The sequence below is a fragment of the Streptosporangium sp. NPDC001681 genome (assembly GCF_040298085.1).
GTDB lineage: Bacteria > Actinomycetota > Actinomycetes > Streptosporangiales > Streptosporangiaceae > Streptosporangium.
This window is the reverse complement of record NZ_JBEOZN010000001.1, coordinates 133,580-155,430: the sequence shown is the minus strand read 5'-3', so window position 1 is coordinate 155,430 and position 21,851 is coordinate 133,580. Positions and strand designations below refer to the sequence as shown.

Below are 21,851 nucleotides of genomic sequence, written 5' to 3'. Positions count from 1 at the left end.
GTCAGGATCGGCCGGGCGCCTCCCACCAGCCGCCCCCGTACCGCGTGCCGGTAAACTTAACCCCCGTGAGCAGCCCTTCCTTGGCCAGTCCCATCGGACCCGTCGTCGGCGTGATCGGAGCGGGCCAGCTGGCCCGGATGACCCAGCAGGCGGCCATCGCCCTCGGTGTCGAGCTTCGGGTCCTGGCCAACTCGTCAGACGAGAGCGCCGCCCGCGTGATCGCCGACGTACGCCTGGGCGACTACCGGTCCCTGGCGGACCTGCGCGACTTCGTCAAGGGGTGCGACGCGGTCACCTTCGACCACGAGCACGTGCCCACCGAGCACATCCGTGCCCTGGTCGAGGACGGCTTCGCCGTGCACCCCGGCGCCGACGCGCTCGTACACGCCCAGGACAAGGCGGTGATGCGCGAGCGGCTGACCGGGATCGGCGCCCCGTGCCCGCCGTGGCGACGGATCGAGACGGCCGCCGACATCGAGGAGTTCGCCGCGGAGAACGGCTGGCCGGTGGTGCTCAAGGCGATCAGGGGCGGTTACGACGGGCGTGGCGTCTGGATCTGCCGCTCCGCGGATGACGCGGCCGAGCCCCTGGCCTCCGGGGTGCCGCTGATGGCCGAGGGGTTCGTGCCGTTCGAGCGGGAGCTCGCCGTGCTGGTCGCCAGGTCGCCGCACGGCCAGGGAGTCAGCTACCCGGTGGTGGAGACCGTCCAGCGTGACGGCATCTGCGTCGAGGTCCTCGCCCCCGCACCCGGCCTCGATCCCGAGCAGGCCGCGGTGGCCCAGCGGATCGCCCTGAACATCGCCAAGGAACTGGGCGTGACCGGGCTGCTGGCCGTGGAGATGTTCGCCACCTCCTCGGGCCTGGTGGTCAACGAGCTGGCCATGCGCCCGCACAACAGCGGCCACTGGACGATCGAGGGGGCCCGCACCTCCCAGTACGAGCAGCACCTGCGCGCGGTCCTCGACCTCCCACTCGGCTCACCCGCGCCGGCCGCCCCCGTCGTGGTGATGGCCAACCTCCTGGGCGGTGACGACTCCGACATCTTCTCCCGGTACGAGCACGTGATGGCGCACGACCCGGGGATCAAGATTCACTTCTACGGCAAGGAGGTGCGACCGGGGCGCAAGATCGGCCATGTCACCGCGCTCGGCACCGACCTGGAAGAGGTACGCGCGCGCGCCCGGCACGCCGCCGTCTACCTCACCGAGGGAAGATACACCTGAGCCCAGCGGGTCTCATCGGGGGGAAACGCGTCCGAGCCCGCAGGCCGGTCGCCCACCCATCCGGGGCACCGCCGCACCGTCACGGCCCCGACAGCACGGAGCGCCACCGCACCCGCGGGGGCCACGCAACCACAGCGAACGCGCGCGGCCCCGGGCCGTGAGGCAAGGAGAGAACATGACCACCGTCGGCATCGTCATGGGCAGCGACTCCGACTGGCCGGTGATGAGGCTCGCCGCCGAGGCGCTGGCCGAGTTCGAGGTGGAGTTCGAGGCCGACGTGGTCTCCGCGCACCGGATGCCCGAGGAGATGATCGCCTATGGCGCGCAGGCGGCCGGGCGCGGGCTGAAGGTGATCATCGCGGGTGCCGGGGGAGCCGCCCACCTGCCGGGCATGCTCGCCTCGGTGACCCCGCTGCCGGTGATCGGTGTCCCGGTCCCGCTGAAATACCTCGACGGCATGGACTCCCTGCTCTCGATAGTCCAGATGCCCGCCGGGGTCCCGGTCGCGACGGTCGCCGTCGGCGGCGCCCGCAACGCGGGCCTGCTGGCCGTCCGGATCCTCGCCGCCGCCGACGAGGGACTACGGGCGAAGATGGAGGCGTTCCAGCTCGCTCTCAAGGAACAGGCTCACGCCAAGGGCGCCAGGCTCCGCGCCGAGGCCGCCCAGCTCGGTGCCTGATATCGCCATCTTTGACCGATGGCTTGGTGACATCACGGATATACGAGGACTCATCGGGAAGGGGGAGGCCGACAGAGACTTTGGAGGTTGAGAATCATGAGGAACGCGATCCGCGCCCTCCTCGGGATCACGACGGCCGTACTGGCGGTGTTCGGCAGCTTCGGCGCCGGTGAGAGCCATCGGCCCGCCGACTCCAGCGTCAGCTCCGTATCCGCGCATTAGTGTTCCGTCCCGCAACGAAGATCGCGAGCGCCCGGCCGGGAGTCTGAGATCGTCGGGGCGGCCTTCCCCGCCCTTGGTGTCATGGGCCGACGGGAATCCGTGTTTCCGACGGGGAACGCCACGCCGGACGCGGCGGAGGGCGCCCTGGTTGGACCTCAGGCGCCACCTGCCCGGATCCGGGCAGGGTGGGACTGCGCGGACCTGGCTTCGATCACCGTAGCGGGAGGTCTGGCAGGCCGTCGGCGGGCGGTGCGTGCGATCGGGCCGAGACGGGCTCCCTGGGGGCGATGTGCGACCGGTCCTGGTACTGGTTCAGCGCCCACAGCCCCACGATGTCGGCGATCGTGAGGACGAGCACCACGAGGATGACCAGGATGAGCCGGCGTCTGCGCTCACGCCGTCGCCATTCGCCCTGGACCCGGCGGTAGGCGTCCGGGGCCGGCTGGACGCCGTTGGCGAGTTTGTCGAGAACCTCGCGTAGCTGGTCCTCGGTGCTGGCGGGGCCGGTCGTCATCGTCGCTCCTGCATGATCTTGGTGAGAGTGGCCATGCCGCGGCTGGTGTGCGCCTTGACCGCACCGCAGGAGATGCTCATGGCCTCGGCTATGTCGCTTTCGCGTAGACCGAGCCAGTAGCGCAGGACAAGGGCCTCTCGCTGCCGGGCCGAGAGCCGCTGCAGGGCCTCGGTGAGCGCCTTCTGGTCGTCGTGGAGCAGGGCGACGCTTTCAGCCGACCGTTCCAGGCCCGTGGTCCAATCCGTGTGCTTGCGGATGACCTGCAGGTGGCGAAGTCTCATGCGGGTCAGGTTGCAGACCACCGAGCGCAGGTACGGCAGGGCGGCCTCGGCCGAGCGCAGCCGGTTCCAGCGGCGGTGCAGCTGACAGAACGCCTCGGCGACGATGTCCTCCGCGTCGTCGGCGCCGAGCAGCACGGCCAGCCGGAGCAGGCCGGTGTAGTGCGTCTCGAACAGCTGGGTCAGCGCGGCCTCACGTCCGGTGTCCGGCGGGCCGAGTACCGGCGGTCCCTCGGCGGACGGCCCGCCGGTCCGTGCCGGGGGTGGCATGTCGACCGATACGGAGCCGGATTCGACGAACGTCGGTAATGGTGCGGGTGGCCGGATTCCGGTCATATGATCGTCTCCGCTTCGGGGGGTATGGGGACCGGAGAGCTCGGTTTCGGAACGTGTGATCTGCCCACTCGGTTGAAGAGCGGGGTCAGCGTCACGACGACGGCGAGGTTCAGTGTCATGGCGACCACCGCGGCGTATGCCTGCACCTCCTGGCCGCCCACGCCCAGGGGCACCAGCGAGGAGAATCCGCTGTGCACCACCAGGAGGGTGCCCGCGGCCATGCCGCTCATCCACCCGACCAGTAACGCCCGGGGGTGCAGGCGGCGGGTGAACACCCCGAGGGCCACGGCGGGGAAGGTCTGCAGGATCCAGACGCCGCCCAGCAGCTGAAGATTGATGGCGTCCTGGTTGCGCAGTCCGAACACGAAGACGACCGCCCCGACCTTGGTGCTGAGCGAGACCATCTGGGCGATCCGTGTCTGGTGCTTGGGCGTGGCCGTCGGATGGAAGTACTCGACGTAGATGTTGCGGACGAACGAGGTCGCCACCGCGATCGACATGACCGCCGCCGGTACGAGCGCGCCCACGGCGAGAGCGCCGAAGACCAGACCGGTGAGGGCGGCGGGCATCAGATCCTTGACGAGCAGGGGGACGGCGGTCTCCGCGCCGGTGGACGGGGGCTGGATGCCCGCCGCGAGCGCCGCGACGCCGAGCATGGCGAACAGTCCGAGCACCGCCGTCCACAGGGGCAGCGCCACCACCGCGCGGCGCAGCGTGTCCGGGCCGGACGCGGCGAAGGCGGCCGTCAGCACGTGGGGGTACATCAGCAGGGCGAGGGCCGAGCCGAGAGCCAGGGTGGCGTAGACGGGGAACTGGCTCGGATCGAGCGTCAACGACGCCTGGGTCGCCTCCCCGCCGGACAGCGCGCGCTCCGCGCTGTCGAACATCGGCCCGGGTCCGCCGAACCGGTCGAGGACGAGGAAGGAGACGGCCAGGATCGAGCAGAAGACGGCCGCGCCCTTCATCAGCGAGATGATCGCCGGCGCGCGCAGCCCGTGCCGGTAGGTCGACACGGCGAGGACCGCGAACACGGCGACCAGCGCGAGGTCGCCGAGCACCCCCCTCGGGTACAGCCCGACGGCGGACAGGATCGAACGGATGCCCACCAGTTGCAGCGCGATGTAGGGCATGGTCGCCAGCACACCGGTCGCCGCGACGACCAGTGCGAGGGCGGGGGAGCCATAGCGTCCCCGGACGAAGTCGGCGGGGGTGATGTACCCGTGCCGGCGCGCCGCCGACCAGAGCCGGGGCAGCAGCACGAACGCCAGCGGGCACATGATCACGGTGTACTGCAGGGCGAAGAACCCGAGCGCGCCCGTGCCGTACACCAGGCCCGGTACGGCGGCGAACGTGTAGGCCGTGTATATCGTCCCGCCGAGCAGGAACCACGTCGTCGGGGTGCCGAACTGGCGCTGCGCCAGCGCCCAGTCCTCCAGGGTGGGCAGTTCGGGAGACGGCCGGAACCAGCGCGCGGCGACCGCGAGCAGAGAGGTGCCGCCGAGCACGGCGAGGAACGTCACCGCGCTTATCGGCTCTGTCATCGGCCACCGTCCACTACGCCCGGGCAGTACTTGTAGGTTGCGTAATCCGCACGGCTGGTTGACACGAAATCTCCTCGAAATCTGCGTAAACCAGATCGGAACCATCCGCAACCCTTGCAACAAGAACGCGGGAACATTCCGGAGGACGACGATGGTGAAGCCGACACGGCGGGCGCGACGTTTCGCGGCCGGTATCTGTCTGGCCCTGCCCATCGTGGCGCTCCTGTGGGTGCCCTGGTATTCCTACGACGCGCCACATCTGGCCGGAATGAAATTCTTCTTCTGGTACCAGCTCATCTGGGTGCCGGGGAGCGTGGTGTTCATGGCCATCGCCTACGTCCTGAGACGTAGCGCGGAACGCCCGCCTCGCGATCGTCATCTCACCCACGACCGGCGTCGCCGGTAACACCGACCACATCACCCTGCTCGGATCTCCGGGCGACTTTTCCCTCGTAGTACCGCGCTGTTCTGCCATGCCCTGAGTTCAGGAGAATCAGCCATGCCCGAAAACGGCATCACGAAATCGAGATCAACCCCCAAGCAGATCCTCATATGGACGGCGGTCGCCCTGGTGGGCGCGGTCGCCTGGGGGGTCATCGCCCTGTCCCAAGGAGAGGAGATCTCGGCGGTCTGGCTGGTGGCCGCCGCCCTCGGTTCGTACGCGATCGCCTACCGGTTCTACTCCCGGTTCATCGCCCGCCGGGTGCTCGGCGTCGACGACCGTCGCGCGACTCCCGCCGAACGGCTGGACAACGGGGTCGACTACCATCCGACCGACCGGCGGGTGCTGTTCGGCCACCACTTCGCCGCCATCGCCGGTGCCGGGCCGCTGGTGGGCCCGATCCTCGCCGCGCAGATGGGATACCTGCCGGGGACCATATGGATCATCGTCGGGGTCATCATGGCCGGGGCGGTTCAGGACATGGTCACCCTGTTCTTCTCGATGCGCCGCGACGGCAAGAGCCTGGGCCAGATGGTGCGCGAGGAGATCGGCCCGGTGGGCGGGACCGCCGCGCTGGTCGCGGTGTTCGCCATCATGATCATCTTGCTCGCGGTGCTCTCCCTGGTGGTGGTGAACGCGCTCGCGCACTCGCCATGGGGCACCTTCTCCATCGCGATGACCATCCCCATCGCCCTTTTCATGGGCTTCTACCAGCGCGTTCTGCGGCCGGGGCGGGTCATGGAGACCACGGTGATCGGGGTCGTGCTGCTGCTGCTGGCCATCGCGGGCGGCGGCTGGGTCCAGAACTCGGCCTGGGCCGACGCCTTCACGCTGAGCCCGGAGACGCTGGTCATCTGCCTGGTGGTCTACGGCTTCCTGGCCTCCGTCCTGCCGGTGTGGATGCTGCTGACGCCGCGCGACTACCTGTCGACGTTCATGAAGATCGGCACGATCGGGCTGCTCGCGGTCGGCGTGGTCATCGCGGCGCCGCACCTGCAGAACGAGGCGATCACCAAGTTCGCGCTCAGCGGCACCGGGCCGGTCTTCGCCGGGTCGCTGTTCCCGTTCCTGTTCATCACCATCACCTGCGGCGCGATGTCAGGCTTCCACTCGCTCATCGCCTCCGGCACCACCCCGAAGATGATCCAGAAGGAGTCGCAGGTCCGTCTGGTCGGCTACGGCGCGATGCTCATGGAGTCGTTCGTCGCCATCATGGCGCTGATCGCCGCGTGCGCGCTCGAACCCGGCCTCTACTACGCGATGAACTCGCCCATCGCCCTGCTCGGCACCACCCCCGAGAGCGCGGCGGCCGCCGTCACGAAGCTGGGCTTCGTCATCACCCCGGACGACCTGCGCGCCGCTGCGGCGGCGGTCCAGGAGCAGACCGTGATCGCCCGCACCGGCGGTGCCCCCACCCTCGCCGTCGGCATCTCTGAGATCCTGTCCGGGATCTTCGGCGGCGCCGCGTTCAAGGCGTTCTGGTACCACTTCGCGATCATGTTCGAGGCGCTGTTCATCCTGACCACCGTGGACGCCGGCACCCGCGTCGCCCGCTTCATGCTTCAGGACACGCTCGGCAACGTCTGGAAGCCGATCGGGCGGGTGAGCTGGAAGCCCGGCCTGTGGGGCGCCAGCGCCGCGGTCGTGCTGGCCTGGGGCTACTTCCTGTACACCGGCGTCACCAACCCGCTGGGCGGCATCAACCAGCTCTACCCGCTGTTCGGCCTCTCCAACCAGCTCCTGATCGCCATCGCGCTGACCCTGGCCACCACGATCCTGATCAAGTCGGGCAAGCTCAAGTGGGCGTGGGTCACCGGCATACCGCTGGTCTGGGACTTGGCGGTGACGATGACCGCCAGCTGGCAGAAGGTCTTCCACGATGACCCCAAGATCGGCTTCTTCGCCCAGCGGGAGCGGTACGCCGACGCGCTGGCCGCGGGGAAGGTGATCGCGCCCGCCAAGAACCTCGACGACATGCAGGCGGTCGTCGTCAACTCCACGGTCGACGGCGTGCTGGCGGCGATGTTCGCGCTGCTGGTCATCATCGTCGTCGGCAACGCCGTGGTCGTGTGCCGGCGCGCCATACTGTCCCGTAACCCCCTGCCGACGGCAGAGGCGCCCTATGTCGAATCCAGCATCGTGGCACCCGCGGGGTTGTTCGCCACCGCGGCGGAACGGCGCGAGCTGGCCGAGGTGGGGGCGGGGAGCAACGGAGCGGACAGCGAGCGATCATGACCGCGGCCTCCCTGCTGCACTTCGCCCGCTGGTACCTGCGCGAACTCACCGGTTCCGGTGAATACGACCGGTACCTCGCCCAGCACCGATCCCATCCGCACTCGCCGCCGCTGTCACGGCGGGAGTTCGAGCGGCACCGATCCGACCTGCGGGAGAAGAGTCCCGGCATCCGGTGCTGCTGAGGCGGGATCCGTCACCCTGTCCGCCATCCCCGCCGGCCCCTCCCGCTCGTTCGCCCACCACCCTCGGGCGAGCGGGTGGGAGGGGGCCGGCGCCCTGTCCTCACCTCGGGGGAGACGACGACACTTCAGGAGACGACGTGGCAACTCCATCGTCACCGCCGGCCCGGCCGGTCAGGTCCAGGACCTCCGGCCCCTGGGCGAAGCTGAGCACCGTGGCGCTGTGGATGCCCTTCCCGGCGCTGCTCTGGGTCGGAGGTTACGCGGGTGCGGAGCCACGGCTGTTCGGCTTCCCGTTCTTCTACTGGTACCAGTTCCTGTGGATTTTCCTGTCCTCCGGCCTTACCTGGTGCGCCTACCTCCACACGACCCCCCGCCCGGTGCGCACCGGCACGCACCGGTCCGCCGATCGCGGAGAGGGACTCCGATGAACCGAGACGACATCGACTGGACCGCTCTCACGATCCTCGTGATCTTCTTTCTGATCGTCACGGTCATGGGGTTCGCCGCGGTCCAGGGCAGGAAGGGCCGCCACATCACGGGCACCGTGAACGCGCTGGACCAGTGGGGGCTGGCCGACCGGGGCTTCGGCACCCTCTCCTCGTGGCTGCTCCTGGGCGGCAACATCTACACGGCCTACACGTTCATCGCGATACCGGCGGCGATGTTCGCCTCGGGCGCGGTGAGCGGCTTCTTCGCCGTCCCCTACACCATCATCGTGTATCCGTTGATCTTCACTGTCATGCCGCGCCTGTGGTCGGTGGCCCATCGTCACGGCTATGTCACTCCCGCCGACTTCGTGCGCGGCCGCTACCGGAGCAGAGGGCTCGCACTGGCGGTGGCCCTGACCGGACTGCTGGCCACCCTGCCCTACATCGCGCTGCAGCTGGTGGGGATCCAGGCCGTGTTCGAGGTGCTCGGCCTGGGGAGCAGCAACCCCCTCGTCAACGACCTGCCTCTCGCCGTCGCCTTCACCGTGCTGGCCGCCTTCACCTACGTCAGCGGGCTCCGGGCACCCGCGCTCATCGCCGTCCTGAAGGCCTTTCTGCTGTGCCTCGTCGTGACGGTCGCGTTCGTCGTCCTGCTCCCACGGCTGGGCGGCTTTGAGGCGATCTTCGCCTCGGCCCAGGAGAGGATGGCGGTGCCCGATCCGAAGACGGGGCGACCCACCGGGGTCTTCATCCCGGGAGCGAGCGGTTTCTGGCCGTACGCCACGCTGGCCCTCGGGTCGGCGATGGCACTGGTGGTGTATCCGCACACGGTCACCACCGTGCTCGCGACCAGAAGCCGGGACGTCGTGCGCCGCAGCGCCGCACTTCTGCCGGCCTTCACGCTGGTTCTCGGCCTGTTCGCGCTGCTCGGCTTCTTCGCGATCGCGGCCGGTACGCGCCCTGTCGGCATGGACGGTCAGCCCAACCCCCAGCTCGCGATCCCGCGGCTCTTCGTGGACCTGTTCCCGAGCTGGTTCAGCGGTATCGCCCTGGCCACCATAGCCATCAGCGCGCTCGTACCCGCCGCGATCATGTCCATCGCCGCCGCCAACCTCTTCAGCCGTAACGTCTATCGCGAGTTCATCAGGCCGGACGCGAGTTCCCAGGACGAGCTGCGCGTCTCCAAGGCGGCCTCCCTTCTCGTCAAGTTCGGAGCGCTGGCCTTCGTGCTGTTCCTCGACAGGAAGTTCGCGCTGGACTTCCAGCTCCTCGGCGGAATCTGGATCCTGCAGACCTTCCCGGCGATCGTGGTCGGGCTCTACACCCGCTGGTTCCACCCCGGAGCGCTGCTCGTCGGCTGGGCGTTCGGCATGGTGTACGGCACCGTCACCGCGTACGGCATCGTCAACCCCGGAACCGGCAGGCACTTCGGCGGATCGCTCGCGGAGATCCCGATCATCGGCGACGGCCGTCTCGGCTACGTCGCCCTGACCGCCTGCGTGCTGAACGCGGCCGTCAGCGTGGCCGCCACCCTCGCGTTCCGCGCGGCGAAACGGCCGGCGGGCCGCGACCAGACCTCGGCCGACGACTACCACGCGGACATCGACGACCCGCGCGTCGAACCCATCCGGGAGCTCATCCGGTGAGAAGGACTCCCGACCACCGGCAGCCCGTTCAAAGGCCCGCCGGCTGCCCCGTTCCGTACGAGATCTGGGAGCGGTGCCGATACCGGGGACCTGCCGGGGCGGTCCGGATACTGTGTATGTGGATCGCGCCGTCGAAGGGCATGTCACCGACCGTTCCCGAGACGTCGCCTGGATCTGCACCCGTTTCGAAGAGCTCCGCACGGAGGCCTCGCCCCCGCGAGCGAGCATCGACCTCACGACGAAGGTGATGGACACATGGACGCGGACCTGAGCAACGCCGTCTGGCGCAAGGCGGCTCCGGGTGGCGACACCGGTGAAGACTGTGTCGAGGTGGCCGTGATCGACGACCTCGATGAGGGGCACAAGGCCGGAGCCGGTCCCCTCTACGTGCTGCGCGACTCCAAGAACCCGGACGGCCCGAAGCTGTTCTTCACCCGTTCGGAGTGGGACGCCTTCGTCGGCGGCGTGAAACTCGGCGAGTTCGACAACTGACGGAGCCAGGCCCGAAGACCCCCGTCCCGAGACGGGGGTCTTTCCGTTCGGCGGTCCAGGCGGCCGGTCTTTCCAGTCCGAGTGGCCGGGCCTGTAGCTCTTCCTCGCCGGCTTCGCCCGTATGGAGGCCCATCCGGCCTTCCGGGTCTGTGCGGCCGGGTCCTGCCCGGCTCCCCGGCGCGATTCCTTTTCCTGGCCTTGACGGGGGCGGAGCTCCCACGACCGGTGCCTCCCGGAACCCGGATTCCCCGCCCTGACCTGGGTGAACATCCGATCGGCCAGGAAAGCCGAGGCTGAGGGGCCGGCCGCGCGGGTGAGGTCGGCCGCGCGTTTTAAAAATACAATATTCCCCAAAAGCATTCTTATACTAAATTATGGGTTTTTTTGTGAGTTTATATGGACATTGCGAATATTGTGATTACTGGTGGATTCGAAGGATTGACATGAGGAGGACTTATGAACTTCAACATGATCTTTCCTGCAGGGGGGCGGGTCGAATGCTGCGGCTGGAGGCGCCGCCGCTGGCACCGCCGCCACTGGCGCAGGCGTCACTGGGGCTGGTGGTGGTGAGCGACGAGGCTCTCGAACGGTCAACACGCATTCGAACGGGTTTCCGGCACATGCCGGGAACCCGTCGCCATGTTCGAAGACGGTTCGCGCCGTCCTCCCACTCTGAGGATCCTCTGTCGTTCCGGCCCCGCGCGGTGCTCGTCGGCTGATCGCACTCGTTCATCTGTGGCATCGGAGACCCCCGGCGCCAATGCACACCTCCATGTATATTTGATTCAGATCGATGCATACACGGGAGGTGCTTCATGAGCCGGACAATGATCGACCTGGATGACGATCTGCTGGCCGAGGTCGCCAAGGCGTTGGGGACCGGCACGAAGAAGGAGACGGTCAACACCGCGCTGCGTGAGGTGCTGGAGAACCGGCGCCGAGCATTGGCCTTGGCCCGGCTGCGTGGCGCGGCTTCCGAAGGCGCCTTCGACCTGGAGATCTTCGACGAGAAAGGGAACTACCGGCGGTGAGCGCCGCGCAGTTCCTCATGGACACCAGCGCGTTGGCCCGGCTCATGCGTGGTGAGGCCGAGACCTACGGCTGGGATCAGGCCGTCGCGGCAGGGCTGGTCGCCGTATGTCCGATCACCGAACTGGAGTTCTTCTACAGTGCGCGATCTCTGGCGGATCGTGAGCGGGGGATCGAGGACATGCGCCAGTTGTTCGGCTGGGTGCCCGTTGACGACCGCGCGTACGACCGGGCATGGCGGGTTCAGGGCCTGCTCACGGAGAGAGGGCATCGCAGCGCGGGCCCCGTGGATCTCGTGCTGGCGGCGACCGCCGAGCTGCGAGGGCTCACGTTGCTACACCGTGATCACGACTTCGAGCGCATAGCCGCGGTCACCGGTCAGGCACTCCAGTGGTACGGCCCGGAAGCGGGGAAGTAGTCGCCCGGACGGTGACCGGTGCCAGGGTGTGGGGAGTGCGTCCCGCATGGTGCTCCGGTCGGCCGCCAGGATGTCGCCACGGCCCGCTCCCGCGCATCGCGGGAGCGGGCCGTGGCGGGAGAAGGCGTGACGGCGAGTCACGGCCAGAGGGCCGAGCGAGGGGCGGAAAGAGGAACGGCGCGGTCAGGGGCGGCCGAGGGCGCGGTAGTGCCAGCCTGAGGCGCGCCAGGTCTCGGCGTCGAGGGCGTTGCGGCCGTCGACGATCTTGCGGGAGGCCACCACGGAACCCAGCTCCTCGGGGTCCATGGTGATGAACTCCTGCCACTCGGTCAGCAGCAGCACCACATGGGCGTCCCTGGCCGCCTCCAGGGCGGAGGCGCCGTAGGAGAGCCGGGGGTGGGCACGGCGGGCGTTCTCCTGGGCGACGGGGTCGTAGACGGTGACCCGGCCACCCTGCTCGCTGATCTTGACGGCGACGTCCAGGGCGGGGGAGTCGCGGATGTCGTCGGAGTTGGGTTTGAACGCGGCGCCGAGCACGGCGACGGTGCAGTTGTGGAAGGAGCCTCCGGCCAGCTCGCGGGCCAGGTCGACCATGCGGGCCCGGCGGCGCATGTTGATCGCGTCCACCTCGCGCAGGAAGGTCAGCGCCTGGTCGGCGCCGAGCTCTCCGGCGCGGGCCATGAAGGCGCGGATGTCCTTGGGCAGGCAGCCGCCGCCGAAGCCGAGCCCGGGGTTGAGGAACTTGCCGCCGATGCGGTCGTCGAAGGAGAGCGCCAGGGAGAGTTGCTTGACGTCGGCGTGCGCGGCCTCGCAGACCTCGGCCATCGCGTTGATGAAGGAGATCTTCGTGGCGAGGAAGGCGTTGGCGGCCACCTTGACCAGCTCGGCCGTGGGGTAGTCGGTGATCACCATCGGGGTGCCCATCTCCAGCATGGAGGCGTACACCTCCCGCATGACCTTCTCCGCCCTGTCGGAGGCGACGCCGAGCACGATCCGGTCGGGGTGCAGGGTGTCCTTCACCGCGAAGCCCTCACGGAGGAACTCGGGGTTCCACGCCAGCTCGGCGCCCGCGCCGATGGGGGCCAGCCGCGCCAGCTTGTCGGCCAGGCGCTGGGCGGTGCCGACCGGGACCGTGGACTTGCCGACGACCAGGCACTCGCGCGTCAGGTGAGGGGCCAGCGACTCGATCGCGGCGTCCAGGTAGGACACGTCCGCCGCGTACTCTCCCGGCTTCTGGGGGGTGCCCAGGCACAGGAAGTGCACGTCTCCGAAGGCCGCGGCCTCCTCGTACGAGGTGGTGAAGCGCAGCCGCCCGTTGGCCAGGTTACGTCGCAGCACCTCTTGCAGGCCCGGTTCGTAGATGGGCAGGTCACCGGCCTGTAGACGGCCGATCTTCTCCGCGTCCACGTCGAGGCTGAGGACTTCGAAGCCCAGCTCGGCCATGCAGGCGGACGTCGTCGCACCGAGGTATCCGGTTCCCACCATCGTCAGGCGGTAGGCCACTGGTGCTCCTTTCGGTTCTGCCCAATTATTTGCCGTCAGAGTATCGGCATCTGACACTTCCACTTTGCCACCTGCGTAAACGCGGAAGGACATACCACATGGGGTGGAGCGCTCCACTGTTTGTTGGACGTCCTACTATTTCCCTATGAGCTACCCTCTCTACGCACTGCCCGAGGAGCACCAGATGCTCCGCGAGACGGTCCGCGCCCTCGCCGACGAGAAGATCGCCCCTCGTGCCGCGGAGGTCGACGAGACCGGGGAGTTCCCCTCGGACGTCTACAAGGCGCTCGTCGCGGCGGACCTGCACGCCGTGCACGTTCCCGAGGAGTACGGCGGCGCCGGTGCCGACGCGCTCGCGACGGTCATCGTCATCGAGGAGGTGGCGCGGGCCTGCGCCTCGTCCTCGCTGATCCCCGCCGTCAACAAGCTCGGGACCGTCCCGCTGCTGCTGTCGGCCTCCGAGGAGCTCAAGCAGCAGTATCTTCCGGCGGTCGCGCGGGGCGACGGGATGTTCTCGTACGCCCTGTCGGAGGCGGAGGCGGGCAGCGACGCCGCCGCCATGAAGACCCGCGCGGTCGCGGACGGCGACCACTACGTGCTCAACGGCGCCAAGATGTGGATCACCAACGCCGGGGTGTCGGAGTACTACACGGTGATGGCCGTCACCGAGCCGGGCGTCGGAGCCAGGGGCATCTCCGCGTTCGTCGTGGAGAAGGCCGACGAGGGCGTCAGTTTCGGGGCCAAGGAGCGCAAGCTCGGTATCAAGGGCTCCCCGACCCGCCAGGTCATCCTGGAGAACGTGCGGATTCCCGCCTCCCGGATGATCGGCGCCCCCGGCACCGGTTTCAAGACCGCCCTGGCCACCCTGGACCACACCCGCATCACCATCGCCGCCCAGGCGCTCGGCATCGCCCAGGGCGCGCTGGACTACGCGATCGGCTACATCAAGGAGCGCAAGCAGTTCGGCAAGGCCGTCGCCGACTTCCAGGGCGTCCAGTTCATGGTCGCCGACATGGCCATGAAGCTGGAGGCCGCCCGCCAGCTCACCTACGTCGCCGCGGCCAAGTCCGAGCGTGCCATGCACGGCGAGCCCCAGGCCGACCTCACCTTCATCTCCAGCGCGGCCAAGTGCGCCGCCTCGGACGCCGCCATGGAGATCACCACCGACGCGGTCCAGCTCCTCGGCGGGTACGGCTACACCAGCGACTACCCGGTCGAGCGCATGATGCGCGACGCCAAGATCACCCAGATCTACGAGGGCACCAACCAGATCCAGCGGATGGTGATGGCTCGGCAACTCCTGAAGTAGGCGTCGAGCGGCGAGAGCCCCACCTTCCTGCAGGGGGTGGGGTCTGTCGTCTCCAGGCTCAAGCCGCTGGTAGATCTTGTTCCGTGAGTCGCCGAGGATCGCTGCCGTCTCTTCCGGCGGCGACCGGGCAGGCGCCCCGCCGGCTCGGGGCGAGGAGCCACCGGACGGTGCCACTCACGGCTGCGCCGGCTGCCGGGGGCGGGGTTGTCGTTGGGTATAGGTAAAGCCATGATCTTCCTGAGGCGGGCAACCCACGTCGCCGTACTCACCCTCGTGCTCATCCCGATCACCTCCGCCCTCACCACCCCGGAGGCGGCGGCCGAACCGCGCAAGCGATCACAGGCAGAGACCACGGCCCTCGCCCGGCGCATGCTGGCTCAGCTCAAGGTCGCCAGGCCCCTGTCCATCCGGGGCTACAGCCGCGAGCGGTTCCAATCCCGATCGGCGCACCGCAAGGGCAGGTGCAGCACGCGGGAGATGGTCCTGGCCCGCGACGGGCGGAACGTACGGCGCAACGCGGCCTGCCACCCGGTCAAGGGGCTCTGGTACAGCCCGTACGACGGCAAATGGCTGAAGAGCGAGAAGTACGTGGACGTCGACCACCTGGTGCCGCTCGCCTATGCCTGGCGCTCGGGCGCCAAACGATGGAGCCAGGCCAAGCGGCGCGCCTTCGCCAACGACCTGACCCGCCCCGAACTGCTCACCGTCAGCCACTCCGCCAACATCGCCAAAGGCGGCAGAGGCCCGCAGGGCTGGCGCCCGCAACGCCGCGCCCACTGGTGCCGGTACGCGACCTCATGGATCACCGTGAAGCACCACTACCGGCTCTTCGTGACCCGCAAGGAGAAGGTGGCCTTGCTCAACATGCTCCGCACCTGCCGGTGATCCTCCATGGAGCGTACGAATCGCCCCCGGCAGCAGGGCGAGTGTCGTCTGGTTTCCGTGGCGGTGTGTGAAAGACGGTGGCCACGAACACCCTGGTAGTGCTCCGATCACTGCCAACCGGCATCATTACGGTGTGATCGAGACGCCTGACATCGGCTGGTACGCGGTTCGATGTGTTTTCCGCTGGGGTCCGCCACGGGACATCTACGAGGAGCGGGTCACCCTGTGGCGGGCCGGTTCGTTTGACGAGGCCATTGTCATGGCGGAACGCGAGGCCGCGGAATACGCCACCGGTACCGCGTTCGAGTATCTGGGGCTGGCGCAGGCGTACCGGCTGTCAGACGACGTGATCGAGCCGGGCACGGAGGTCTTCTCCCTCCTCCGGGACAGCGATCTCGAACCGGAGGAGTATCTCAGCACCTTCTTCGACACGGGTGACGAGCGGCAGGAACAGGCCTCGTAGGGCCGCGCTTGAATGCCGGCACTCCGCACGGATGTCCTTACTCGCCGAGAGCGGCGGGGCCGCCCCCTGAGCGTGATCCTGACCGGGTGAGCGTGCCTGTCACGACTGGTCGACGAGCCCGAGCCGGGAAAGGAATCCCGTCCGAGGGAGTCACGGCTCCCGGGTCAGCCCGGAGAGGAACTCGGCTTGGGCGACAGAGGGGTTTTCGAGTGCTCGGCGCACTTGGCGTCCCACTCGGGTATGCGGAGCAGCGCGGGGTTGGCGACGCCGCTCTCGCCGCGTGTCCCGCTCGACGTGGCGGCGAAGGCCAGGCCCTCGACACAGATCCGGGCGACGTTGGGGAAATTGTCGGCGTTGCGGAAGACCTCGATGTAATCGACATCGCCGACCCTGTCAGGCGCCGCGTTTTCCTTCCCGCCGCGATCGCCCAACTGGTCCGAGGAGCAACCGGTCAGCAGGAGGGCGGCGAGAACTGCTCCGGTCCAACCGGTGGCCACCAAGCGTGCCATTCGTTACTCCCTGTAACCGGCAAGGGCATGTCGGATATCGGGCGCGGATCTTCCCGACATGGTCAGCATATCCACAGCCGATCGGCAGTGATCGATCGACGAATCTCCCATCGCCCCTGCCATGTCGACGCCATGCCGACAGTGGCGACCCGGGCTCCTGTGAAACCTGGGCGGTGCCCTCCTCACGCGTCAGGATTCGGCGCCGCAGAAGGGCTTCTGAAGGCCTTCCGCAGGGGTTCCGAGAGGAAGCGGTGACACACCGCCCGGTAAAAGACCTGGGCGGTGTGTCACTACTCGCACACGCGGCCCTGTCCAGGGCCGGACGCTGTGCGGGATCCGGCGAGGAACTAGCTGTAGACGCCGAACTCCCAGAGGGAGTAGCCGTACGCGGTGCCGCGCTGGGTGAGGTTCACCCGGACGTACCTGGCGGACGCGGTGAGGTCGATGGAGTCGAACCCACCGTCGCCGGTCGTGGTCGAGTAGGCGTTGCTCCAGGTCGAGCCGTTGGTCGAGGTCTGGATCTGGTACGCCTTGCCGTACGCGCCCTCCCAGCCGAGCTGGATGTGCTTGATGGCGGTGGTCGCGCCGAGGTCCACCTGGATCCACTGCGGGTCGGCCCACTCGCTGGCCCAGCGGGTCGAGAAGTTGCCGTCGGTCGCCCGGCCCGGGGTGAACGGGCCGCCGTCACCGGTCGCCTGGTAGGTGGAGGCGGTGGTCGGCTTGCCGAGCGCCACGTTGGTCCCGGCGACCGTGGGCGGGACCACGCGGAAGGAGCGCTGCTCGATGCCGGCGTTGCCGTGCCCGTCGAAGGCGTACACGTACACCTTCCACACGCCCATCTGCTCCGGTGCGGTCACCGAGAACCTGCCGGGGCCGGTCTGGGTGAACCTGACGTTGTCGAAGCCGCGGTTGCCGTTGATGTGCTTGTTGCTGAACATCAGGTTGTAGCGGATCAGGTCGTTGTTCGGGTCGGAGGCGGCGACCTCGACGGTGAAGGGCTTGCCGGCCTGGACGGCGGTCTGCGAGCCGACGGTCATCGAAGTGATCTCCGGGGGCGTGTTCGCCGAGGGCTGCCCGGTGTAGGCCGCCTTGAGCGCGTGGTAGCCGTGCCGGCGCCAGCCGCCGGTGGTGGTGTTGAGCCACACCCCGCCGAAGTCGTTCTCCAGGCCGTAGTGGAACTCGGTGGCACCGAGCGCGACGCCGGTGTGGCCCTTGATCGCGTTCCAGCTGGCGGTGTACTGGTCCCGCTTCTGCAGGTCGGTCGGCTCGTTGGGCACGCCGTTGACGTCGTTCGGGACCTCCCACTCGCCGTCCGGTCCCGCCTCGGTGACGATGTAGGGCTTGGTGTACCCGCCGCTGATCCAGTCCTGCTTGACCGTGTGGATGGCGCCGTAGGAGTTGACCGCGAGCAGGTCGAGGGCGGGGGAGTGGGCCTTGTAGTAGGTCCAGGCGTGGGTGTAGGCGTCGGTGGAGGTGACCGGGTGGTTGGGGTCGGCGGCGTGGATCGCCTCCGCCACCTCGTTGACGAACTTCGCGTACGCCACCCGCCGCTGCTCGACCACGTCGGCCGGCAGGCCGTGGTCCTGCATGGTGAGGATGACCTCGTTGCCGACGTCCCACATGAGCACGCCCTGGCGGCCCTTGAGGGCGTTGACCCGGGCGACGATCTCGTTCTTCACGTTGGTCTTGTACGCGGTGTCGTTGACGTAGTCGGCGCCCTGGTTGAGCCAGTGCCCGACGATGACCTTGATGCCCTGCTGGGCGGCCCGGTCCAGCAGGGCCGGGGTGTGGGTGTCGTCGACGCCCCAGGTGCGGATCGTGTTGACGCCCATGGCCTTGAGGTCACGCATGTAGCCGTCGGCCGCGGCCTGCGGCGGGCCGTAGGTCAGGCCCTTGATCACATACGGCGAACCGTTCACCTGGAGCTGCCAGTTGCCCTGGGAGCCGGTCACCCTGACCGTGCTCGGGCCGGCCGGGGTCGCCGGGTCGGTCATGGCGGCGGGAGTGGTGCCGGTCTGCCTGGAGACCGATACCTTGTCCACGCTCAGCACGCCGCCCGAGGTGGTGGCGGCGGTCGGTGTCGTGACGCCCGCGAGCGCGTTGGGCAGCGAGCCGCCGACGGCCAGGTCGAGGCGGAGGTAGAAGCCGTGGTGCAGGGCGGCCTTCCAGGCGGCGACGCCGACCTGGCTCTGGCGCACGATCCAGGTCTGCCTGCCGTCGAGGTAGAAGCGGATCTCCTCGTCGGTCTTGGTGCGGTCGATGACCTGGGCGTACTCGTGGTAACCGCTCTGGCAGCCGTCGCAGGTGGCGAAACCGCTGGTGCGGCCGTTGTACTCGTTGCACACCCCGTCGGGGGCGGTGCCGCAGTGCAGGGTGTTGGCCAGCTGGTCGCGGCCGTTGACGCCGGTCATGATGTCGGTCTCGCCGACGGAGGGCCAGTTGTTGTAATTGCCGCGGTAGGCGGCGCCGGTCGCCCGGAAGCCCGGCCAGTAGCCGAGGGCGTTCGCGACGTCGGGCTGCTTCAGCCGGGCGCTGAACCTGAGCATCTCGCCGGGCTTGGGCTCGAAGTCGGTGCGCTGGGTCTCGATCCGGCCCGAGGTCCAGTTGCCCGCGCCGTCCTTGATCGCCTTGATGTTCAGGTTGCCGGTGCCGTCGAGGAAGACGTTGGCCGTCGAGGCGCTCATGGTCTCGACCTCGCCGGTGCCCCAGTTCGCGGCGCCGCCGGGGTAGGAGGTGCCGGTGCGCAGGATCCAGTCGGCGGCCGAGGGGGAGGTGCCGGCCGCTCCGTTGAAGTCGTCCTTCCACACCTCGGTCCAGGTGCCGGGCTCCTCGGGCTCCTGGGGGTTGCCGCCGGTGCCGGTGCGCACCTGCATCTCCCAGAGGGAGTAGCCGTAGCCGGTGCCCCGGGCGGTGCCGTACATCCGTACGTAGCGGCCGGTGCCGGTCACGTCGAGGGTCTGGGTGCCGCCGGTGCCGGTGGTGGTCGAGTAGACGTCCGTCCAGGTCGTGCCGTTGTCGGAGATCTGGATCTTGAACGCCTTGCCGTAGGCGCCCTCCCAGGTCAGCACGGTCTGGCAGATCGGCTGGGAGGAGCCGAGATCGACCTGGAGCCACTGCGGGTCACTGGCGGCGCTGGACCACCGGGTGTCCGTCAGGTTGCCGTCGAAGGCGGCCGAGGCGGGGGTGCCGGCGCCCTCGATCGACGAGGCCGAGGCGGGCCTGCCCTGGGCGGCGTTCGCGGTGGAGCAGTTCGGCCCCTGGGTGCCGCCCATGCTGCCGTAGACCTGGAACTCCCAGAGGGAGTAGCCGTAGCCGGTGCCCCGGGCGGTGCCGTACATCCGTACGTAGCGGCCGGTGCCGGTCACGTCGAGGGTCTGGGTGCCGCCGGTGCCGGTGGTGGTCGAGTAGACGTCCGTCCAGGTCGTGCCGTTGTCGGAGATCTGGATCTTGAACGCCTTGCCGTAGGCGCCCTCCCAGGTCAGCACGGTACGGCTGATCGTCGCGGTGGCGCCGAGGTCCACCTGGAGCCACTGCGGATCGCTGAACGCGCTGGCCCACCGGGTGCCCGTCAGGTTGCCGTCGACCGCTGCCGCCGCGCCGTAGGCGGCGCCCTCGGACGACGAGGCGGTCGCCGTCCTGCCCTGTGACAGCAGGGTGTCGGCCGCCGCCGCGGGACTGACGAATGCCAGACCGGAGACGACCAGGGCCGCGAGGGCGGCGATGACCAGACCTAACCGGAATCGGCCCGAACCACGAGCTGGATGCACGATCTCTCCTCGAAAAGGGGATGCCTGCCATCAACGCGGCAGGGGGGAGAGCGCTCTCCGTAACCGAGGGTGCTACCGGAGATCGAGCGGTGTCAAGGCCCTTCTTCGCGCGAGTCCGAAACGCGCTGCTCACGCTCTGGAAACCTGCCCCCGGCCGAGACGCCCCGCAGAAGCCGCTGGTGCCGCACTCCGTGTGTCACGAACATGAACGACGGGTTTCGGGTTGGGTGCCATCTCGTCTTGACAATTCATAACAAAATGGATCAACCTCATAGGAGAGCGCTCTCCGTGCCGCCGTTTTCGACGGCCACCCCCCACAGAAGGAGAGGCAATGCACCCATCCCGAAGCCCAGTCAGGCTCCGCCTGGGACTGGTCGTCGCCACGCTCACCGCGCTGGTCGCGGCCGGCCTGGCGATCATCACCCCGGCCACCGCGGCGGACGCCCTGCTCTCGCAGGGCCGGCCCGCGACCGCCTCCTCCACCGAGGGAGGCGGGTACGGTGCCGGGGCCGCCTTCGACGGCAACAACGGGACCCGGTGGTCCAGCGCCGCCGCCGACCCGCAGTGGCTCCAGGTGGACCTCGGTGCCACCGCGACCGTCTCCCAGGTGGTTCTCAACTGGGAGGGCGCCTACGGTAAGGCGTTCAAGATCCAGGTCTCCGGCAACGGCACGGCGCCGTGGACCGACATCTACTCCACCACCACCGGCACCGGCGGCACCCAGACCCTCGCTGTCTCCGGTTCCGGCCGCTACGTGCGGATGTACGGCACCGCCCGGGGCACCGGCTACGGCTACTCCCTCTGGGAGTTCAAGGTGTACGGCACCGGCGGCGCCGGGACCACCCCGAGGCCGAAGCCGACGTTCACCGACGAGGTGACCCACCACGAGTTCCAGGCCAACTGCTCCTGGACGGCGGACCGGCCGGACGACCCGATCGTCTACCCCGGCCTGCCGGGCGCCTCGCACATGCACACCTTCGTCGGCAACAACACGACCAACGCGAGCAGCACGACCTCCTCGCTCCTCGGCGGCGGTACCTCGTGCACCAACCCGCACGACAGGTCGGCCTACTGGTTCCCGAGCTTCTACAAGGGCGACCAGCTGATCCGGCCGACCGGCAACCAGGTCATCTACTACAAGTCCGGCATCCTTGACTACTGGCAGGTGCAGCCCTTCCCGCAGGGCCTGCGCTTCGTCGTCGGCAGCCCGACCGCGACGCTGGCGGAGTTCCGCGACTCTCCCGGCACCGTCGAGGGCTTCGAGTGCGGCGACGTCTCCCACAGCTGGGACATCCCGACCTCCTGCGTGGCGGGCAGCCAGGTGAACGTCCGCTACCAGTCGCCGAGCTGCTGGGACGGCGTCAACCTCGACAGCCCCAACCACAAGAGCCACATGTCCTATCCCGTCGACGGTTACTGCCCGGCCAGCCACCCGGTGGCGGTGCCGATGCTGGAGTTCAAGATCGCCTTCCCCGCGAGCGGTGACCTGTCGCAGGCGCGGCTGGCCAGCGGCCGCGGTTACACCTGGCACTACGACTTCTTCAACGCCTGGGACAGCCCCGCCATCCTTGACGCCCTGGTGACCCACTGCATCAATGGTGGTCTCCAGTGCAACCCGCGTGGCTACGACCTGTACAAGCCGCACCGCGGCGCCGCCCTCACAGAGAACTTCGAGCTCCCCTGACCGCGGATGCCAGGTCCCGGCCCCGGCGGCCGGGGCCTGGCACCCGCCCCTGACACGAGAAGGTCC

At 68.7% G+C, this 21,851-nt stretch carries 21 protein-coding genes; 15 read left to right on the top strand and 6 right to left on the bottom strand.

The window, feature by feature from the left end:
* The first annotated feature begins 65 nt into the window (after nt 1-65).
* The 3 genes from ABT130_RS00660 to ABT130_RS00650 all read left to right on the top strand — a co-directional run bounded on the left by ABT130_RS00660 (nt 66) and on the right by ABT130_RS00650 (nt 2,124).
* Nucleotides 66-1,223, top strand: a complete 1,158-nt coding sequence (locus tag ABT130_RS00660) for a 5-(carboxyamino)imidazole ribonucleotide synthase (protein WP_350911878.1) — start codon at nt 66-68, stop codon at nt 1,221-1,223.
* Nucleotides 1,224-1,398: 175 nt separating this feature from the next.
* On the top strand, nt 1,399-1,902 hold the full coding sequence (gene purE / locus ABT130_RS00655) for a 5-(carboxyamino)imidazole ribonucleotide mutase (RefSeq protein WP_350951687.1): 504 nt from the start codon (nt 1,399-1,401) through the stop codon (nt 1,900-1,902).
* 96 nt (nt 1,903-1,998) lie between these two features.
* Entirely contained in the window at nt 1,999-2,124 is a 126-nt protein-coding gene (locus ABT130_RS00650) for a hypothetical protein (protein WP_350951685.1), read from the top strand.
* 211 nt (nt 2,125-2,335) lie between these two features.
* Here ABT130_RS00650 and ABT130_RS00645 read toward each other — a convergent pair whose 3' ends face one another.
* Genes ABT130_RS00645 through ABT130_RS00635 form a run of 3 tightly spaced genes read right to left on the bottom strand, consistent with a single transcriptional unit; the run spans nt 2,336 to nt 4,793 of the window.
* Nucleotides 2,336-2,638 (bottom strand): hypothetical protein, encoded by a 303-nt coding sequence (locus tag ABT130_RS00645; protein ID WP_350911884.1) that lies wholly within the window; start codon nt 2,636-2,638, stop codon nt 2,336-2,338.
* Nucleotides 2,635-3,252, bottom strand: coding sequence for a SigE family RNA polymerase sigma factor (locus tag ABT130_RS00640; protein ID WP_350951683.1), 618 nt, complete (start codon nt 3,250-3,252; stop codon nt 2,635-2,637). Before ABT130_RS00640 ends, ABT130_RS00645 begins: the two co-directional genes overlap by 4 nt.
* Nucleotides 3,249-4,793, bottom strand: a complete 1,545-nt coding sequence (locus ABT130_RS00635) for a sodium:solute symporter family protein (protein WP_350951682.1) — start codon at nt 4,791-4,793, stop codon at nt 3,249-3,251. Before ABT130_RS00635 ends, ABT130_RS00640 begins: the two co-directional genes overlap by 4 nt.
* A gap of 151 nt (nt 4,794-4,944) precedes the next feature.
* Here ABT130_RS00635 and ABT130_RS00630 point away from each other — a divergent pair, with 151 nt between their 5' ends.
* The 8 genes from ABT130_RS00630 (at nt 4,945) to ABT130_RS00595 (ending at nt 11,665) form a co-directional block, all read left to right on the top strand.
* Nucleotides 4,945-5,199, top strand: coding sequence for a DUF3311 domain-containing protein (locus ABT130_RS00630; RefSeq protein ID WP_350911890.1), 255 nt, complete (start codon nt 4,945-4,947; stop codon nt 5,197-5,199).
* Between the two features lie 93 nt (nt 5,200-5,292).
* The gene (locus tag ABT130_RS00625; protein ID WP_350951680.1) at nt 5,293-7,470 is read left to right on the top strand and encodes a carbon starvation CstA family protein; all 2,178 of its coding nucleotides are present in this window, start codon (nt 5,293-5,295) and stop codon (nt 7,468-7,470) included.
* Complete coding sequence (locus tag ABT130_RS00620) at nt 7,467-7,652, top strand: CstA-like transporter-associated (seleno)protein (protein ID WP_350951678.1); 186 nt, start codon at nt 7,467-7,469, stop codon at nt 7,650-7,652. Before ABT130_RS00625 ends, ABT130_RS00620 begins: the two co-directional genes overlap by 4 nt.
* Before the next feature lie 137 nt (nt 7,653-7,789).
* Complete coding sequence (locus ABT130_RS00615) at nt 7,790-8,080, top strand: DUF3311 domain-containing protein (RefSeq protein ID WP_350951676.1); 291 nt, start codon at nt 7,790-7,792, stop codon at nt 8,078-8,080.
* A complete protein-coding gene (gene mctP / locus ABT130_RS00610) occupies nt 8,077-9,726 on the top strand; it encodes a monocarboxylate uptake permease MctP (protein ID WP_350951674.1) in 1,650 nt (549 codons plus the stop codon). The genes ABT130_RS00615 and mctP overlap by 4 nt, the downstream gene beginning before the upstream one ends.
* Before the next feature lie 255 nt (nt 9,727-9,981).
* Nucleotides 9,982-10,218 (top strand): DUF397 domain-containing protein, encoded by a 237-nt coding sequence (locus ABT130_RS00605; RefSeq protein WP_350911900.1) that lies wholly within the window; start codon nt 9,982-9,984, stop codon nt 10,216-10,218.
* A gap of 815 nt (nt 10,219-11,033) precedes the next feature.
* On the top strand, nt 11,034-11,249 hold the full coding sequence (locus tag ABT130_RS00600; protein WP_350951672.1) for a type II toxin-antitoxin system VapB family antitoxin: 216 nt from the start codon (nt 11,034-11,036) through the stop codon (nt 11,247-11,249).
* Nucleotides 11,246-11,665: a PIN domain nuclease gene (locus ABT130_RS00595; protein ID WP_350951670.1), complete on the top strand. Its 420-nt coding sequence runs from the start codon at nt 11,246-11,248 to the stop codon at nt 11,663-11,665. Before ABT130_RS00600 ends, ABT130_RS00595 begins: the two co-directional genes overlap by 4 nt.
* Nucleotides 11,666-11,848: 183 nt before the next feature.
* Here the strand turns inward: ABT130_RS00595 and ABT130_RS00590 are convergent, their stop codons facing one another.
* Entirely contained in the window at nt 11,849-13,150 is a 1,302-nt protein-coding gene (locus tag ABT130_RS00590) for a UDP-glucose dehydrogenase family protein (protein WP_350911972.1), read from the bottom strand.
* Between the two features lie 163 nt (nt 13,151-13,313).
* Between ABT130_RS00590 and ABT130_RS00585 the strand changes: the two genes are divergently transcribed.
* From ABT130_RS00585 to ABT130_RS00575, 3 genes are all read left to right on the top strand, one after another.
* Complete coding sequence (locus tag ABT130_RS00585) at nt 13,314-14,477, top strand: acyl-CoA dehydrogenase family protein (protein WP_350951668.1); 1,164 nt, start codon at nt 13,314-13,316, stop codon at nt 14,475-14,477.
* A 228-nt stretch (nt 14,478-14,705) separates the two neighbouring features.
* On the top strand, nt 14,706-15,362 hold the full coding sequence (locus ABT130_RS00580; RefSeq protein WP_350951666.1) for an HNH endonuclease family protein: 657 nt from the start codon (nt 14,706-14,708) through the stop codon (nt 15,360-15,362).
* Nucleotides 15,363-15,495: 133 nt separating this feature from the next.
* Nucleotides 15,496-15,825, top strand: a complete 330-nt coding sequence (locus ABT130_RS00575) for a hypothetical protein (RefSeq protein WP_350951664.1) — start codon at nt 15,496-15,498, stop codon at nt 15,823-15,825.
* Between the two features lie 164 nt (nt 15,826-15,989).
* On the opposite strand, the gene ABT130_RS00570 is transcribed toward ABT130_RS00575, so the two are convergent.
* A complete protein-coding gene (locus tag ABT130_RS00570; protein WP_350951662.1) occupies nt 15,990-16,334 on the bottom strand; it encodes a hypothetical protein in 345 nt (114 codons plus the stop codon).
* Between the two features lie 347 nt (nt 16,335-16,681).
* A complete protein-coding gene (locus tag ABT130_RS00565) occupies nt 16,682-20,101 on the bottom strand; it encodes a discoidin domain-containing protein (RefSeq protein ID WP_350951660.1) in 3,420 nt (1,139 codons plus the stop codon).
* Between the two features lie 331 nt (nt 20,102-20,432).
* On the opposite strand from ABT130_RS00565, the gene ABT130_RS00560 reads away from it, so the two are divergent.
* A complete protein-coding gene (locus tag ABT130_RS00560) occupies nt 20,433-21,785 on the top strand; it encodes a DUF1996 domain-containing protein (protein WP_350920684.1) in 1,353 nt (450 codons plus the stop codon).
* Nucleotides 21,786-21,851 lie beyond the last annotated feature (66 nt).

Excerpts from the sequence above, each read along its gene's own strand:
- purE (WP_350951687.1), top strand. The coding sequence starts at position 1,399 with ATGACCACCGTCGGCATCGTCATGGGCAGCGACTCCGACTGGCCGGTG.
- ABT130_RS00650 (WP_350951685.1), top strand. The coding sequence starts at position 1,999 with ATGAGGAACGCGATCCGCGCCCTCCTCGGGATCACGACGGCCGTACTG.
- ABT130_RS00645 (WP_350911884.1), bottom strand. The coding sequence starts at position 2,638 with ATGACGACCGGCCCCGCCAGCACCGAGGACCAGCTACGCGAGGTTCTC.
- ABT130_RS00640 (WP_350951683.1), bottom strand. The coding sequence starts at position 3,252 with ATGACCGGAATCCGGCCACCCGCACCATTACCGACGTTCGTCGAATCC.
- ABT130_RS00635 (WP_350951682.1), bottom strand. The coding sequence starts at position 4,793 with ATGACAGAGCCGATAAGCGCGGTGACGTTCCTCGCCGTGCTCGGCGGC.
- ABT130_RS00630 (WP_350911890.1), top strand. The coding sequence starts at position 4,945 with ATGGTGAAGCCGACACGGCGGGCGCGACGTTTCGCGGCCGGTATCTGT.
- ABT130_RS00625 (WP_350951680.1), top strand. The coding sequence starts at position 5,293 with ATGCCCGAAAACGGCATCACGAAATCGAGATCAACCCCCAAGCAGATC.
- ABT130_RS00620 (WP_350951678.1), top strand. The coding sequence starts at position 7,467 with ATGACCGCGGCCTCCCTGCTGCACTTCGCCCGCTGGTACCTGCGCGAA.
- mctP (WP_350951674.1), top strand. The coding sequence starts at position 8,077 with ATGAACCGAGACGACATCGACTGGACCGCTCTCACGATCCTCGTGATC.
- ABT130_RS00605 (WP_350911900.1), top strand. The coding sequence starts at position 9,982 with ATGGACGCGGACCTGAGCAACGCCGTCTGGCGCAAGGCGGCTCCGGGT.
- ABT130_RS00600 (WP_350951672.1), top strand. The coding sequence starts at position 11,034 with ATGAGCCGGACAATGATCGACCTGGATGACGATCTGCTGGCCGAGGTC.
- ABT130_RS00590 (WP_350911972.1), bottom strand. The coding sequence starts at position 13,150 with ATGGTGGGAACCGGATACCTCGGTGCGACGACGTCCGCCTGCATGGCC.
- ABT130_RS00585 (WP_350951668.1), top strand. The coding sequence starts at position 13,314 with ATGAGCTACCCTCTCTACGCACTGCCCGAGGAGCACCAGATGCTCCGC.
- ABT130_RS00580 (WP_350951666.1), top strand. The coding sequence starts at position 14,706 with ATGATCTTCCTGAGGCGGGCAACCCACGTCGCCGTACTCACCCTCGTG.
- ABT130_RS00570 (WP_350951662.1), bottom strand. The coding sequence starts at position 16,334 with ATGGCACGCTTGGTGGCCACCGGTTGGACCGGAGCAGTTCTCGCCGCC.
- ABT130_RS00560 (WP_350920684.1), top strand. The coding sequence starts at position 20,433 with ATGCACCCATCCCGAAGCCCAGTCAGGCTCCGCCTGGGACTGGTCGTC.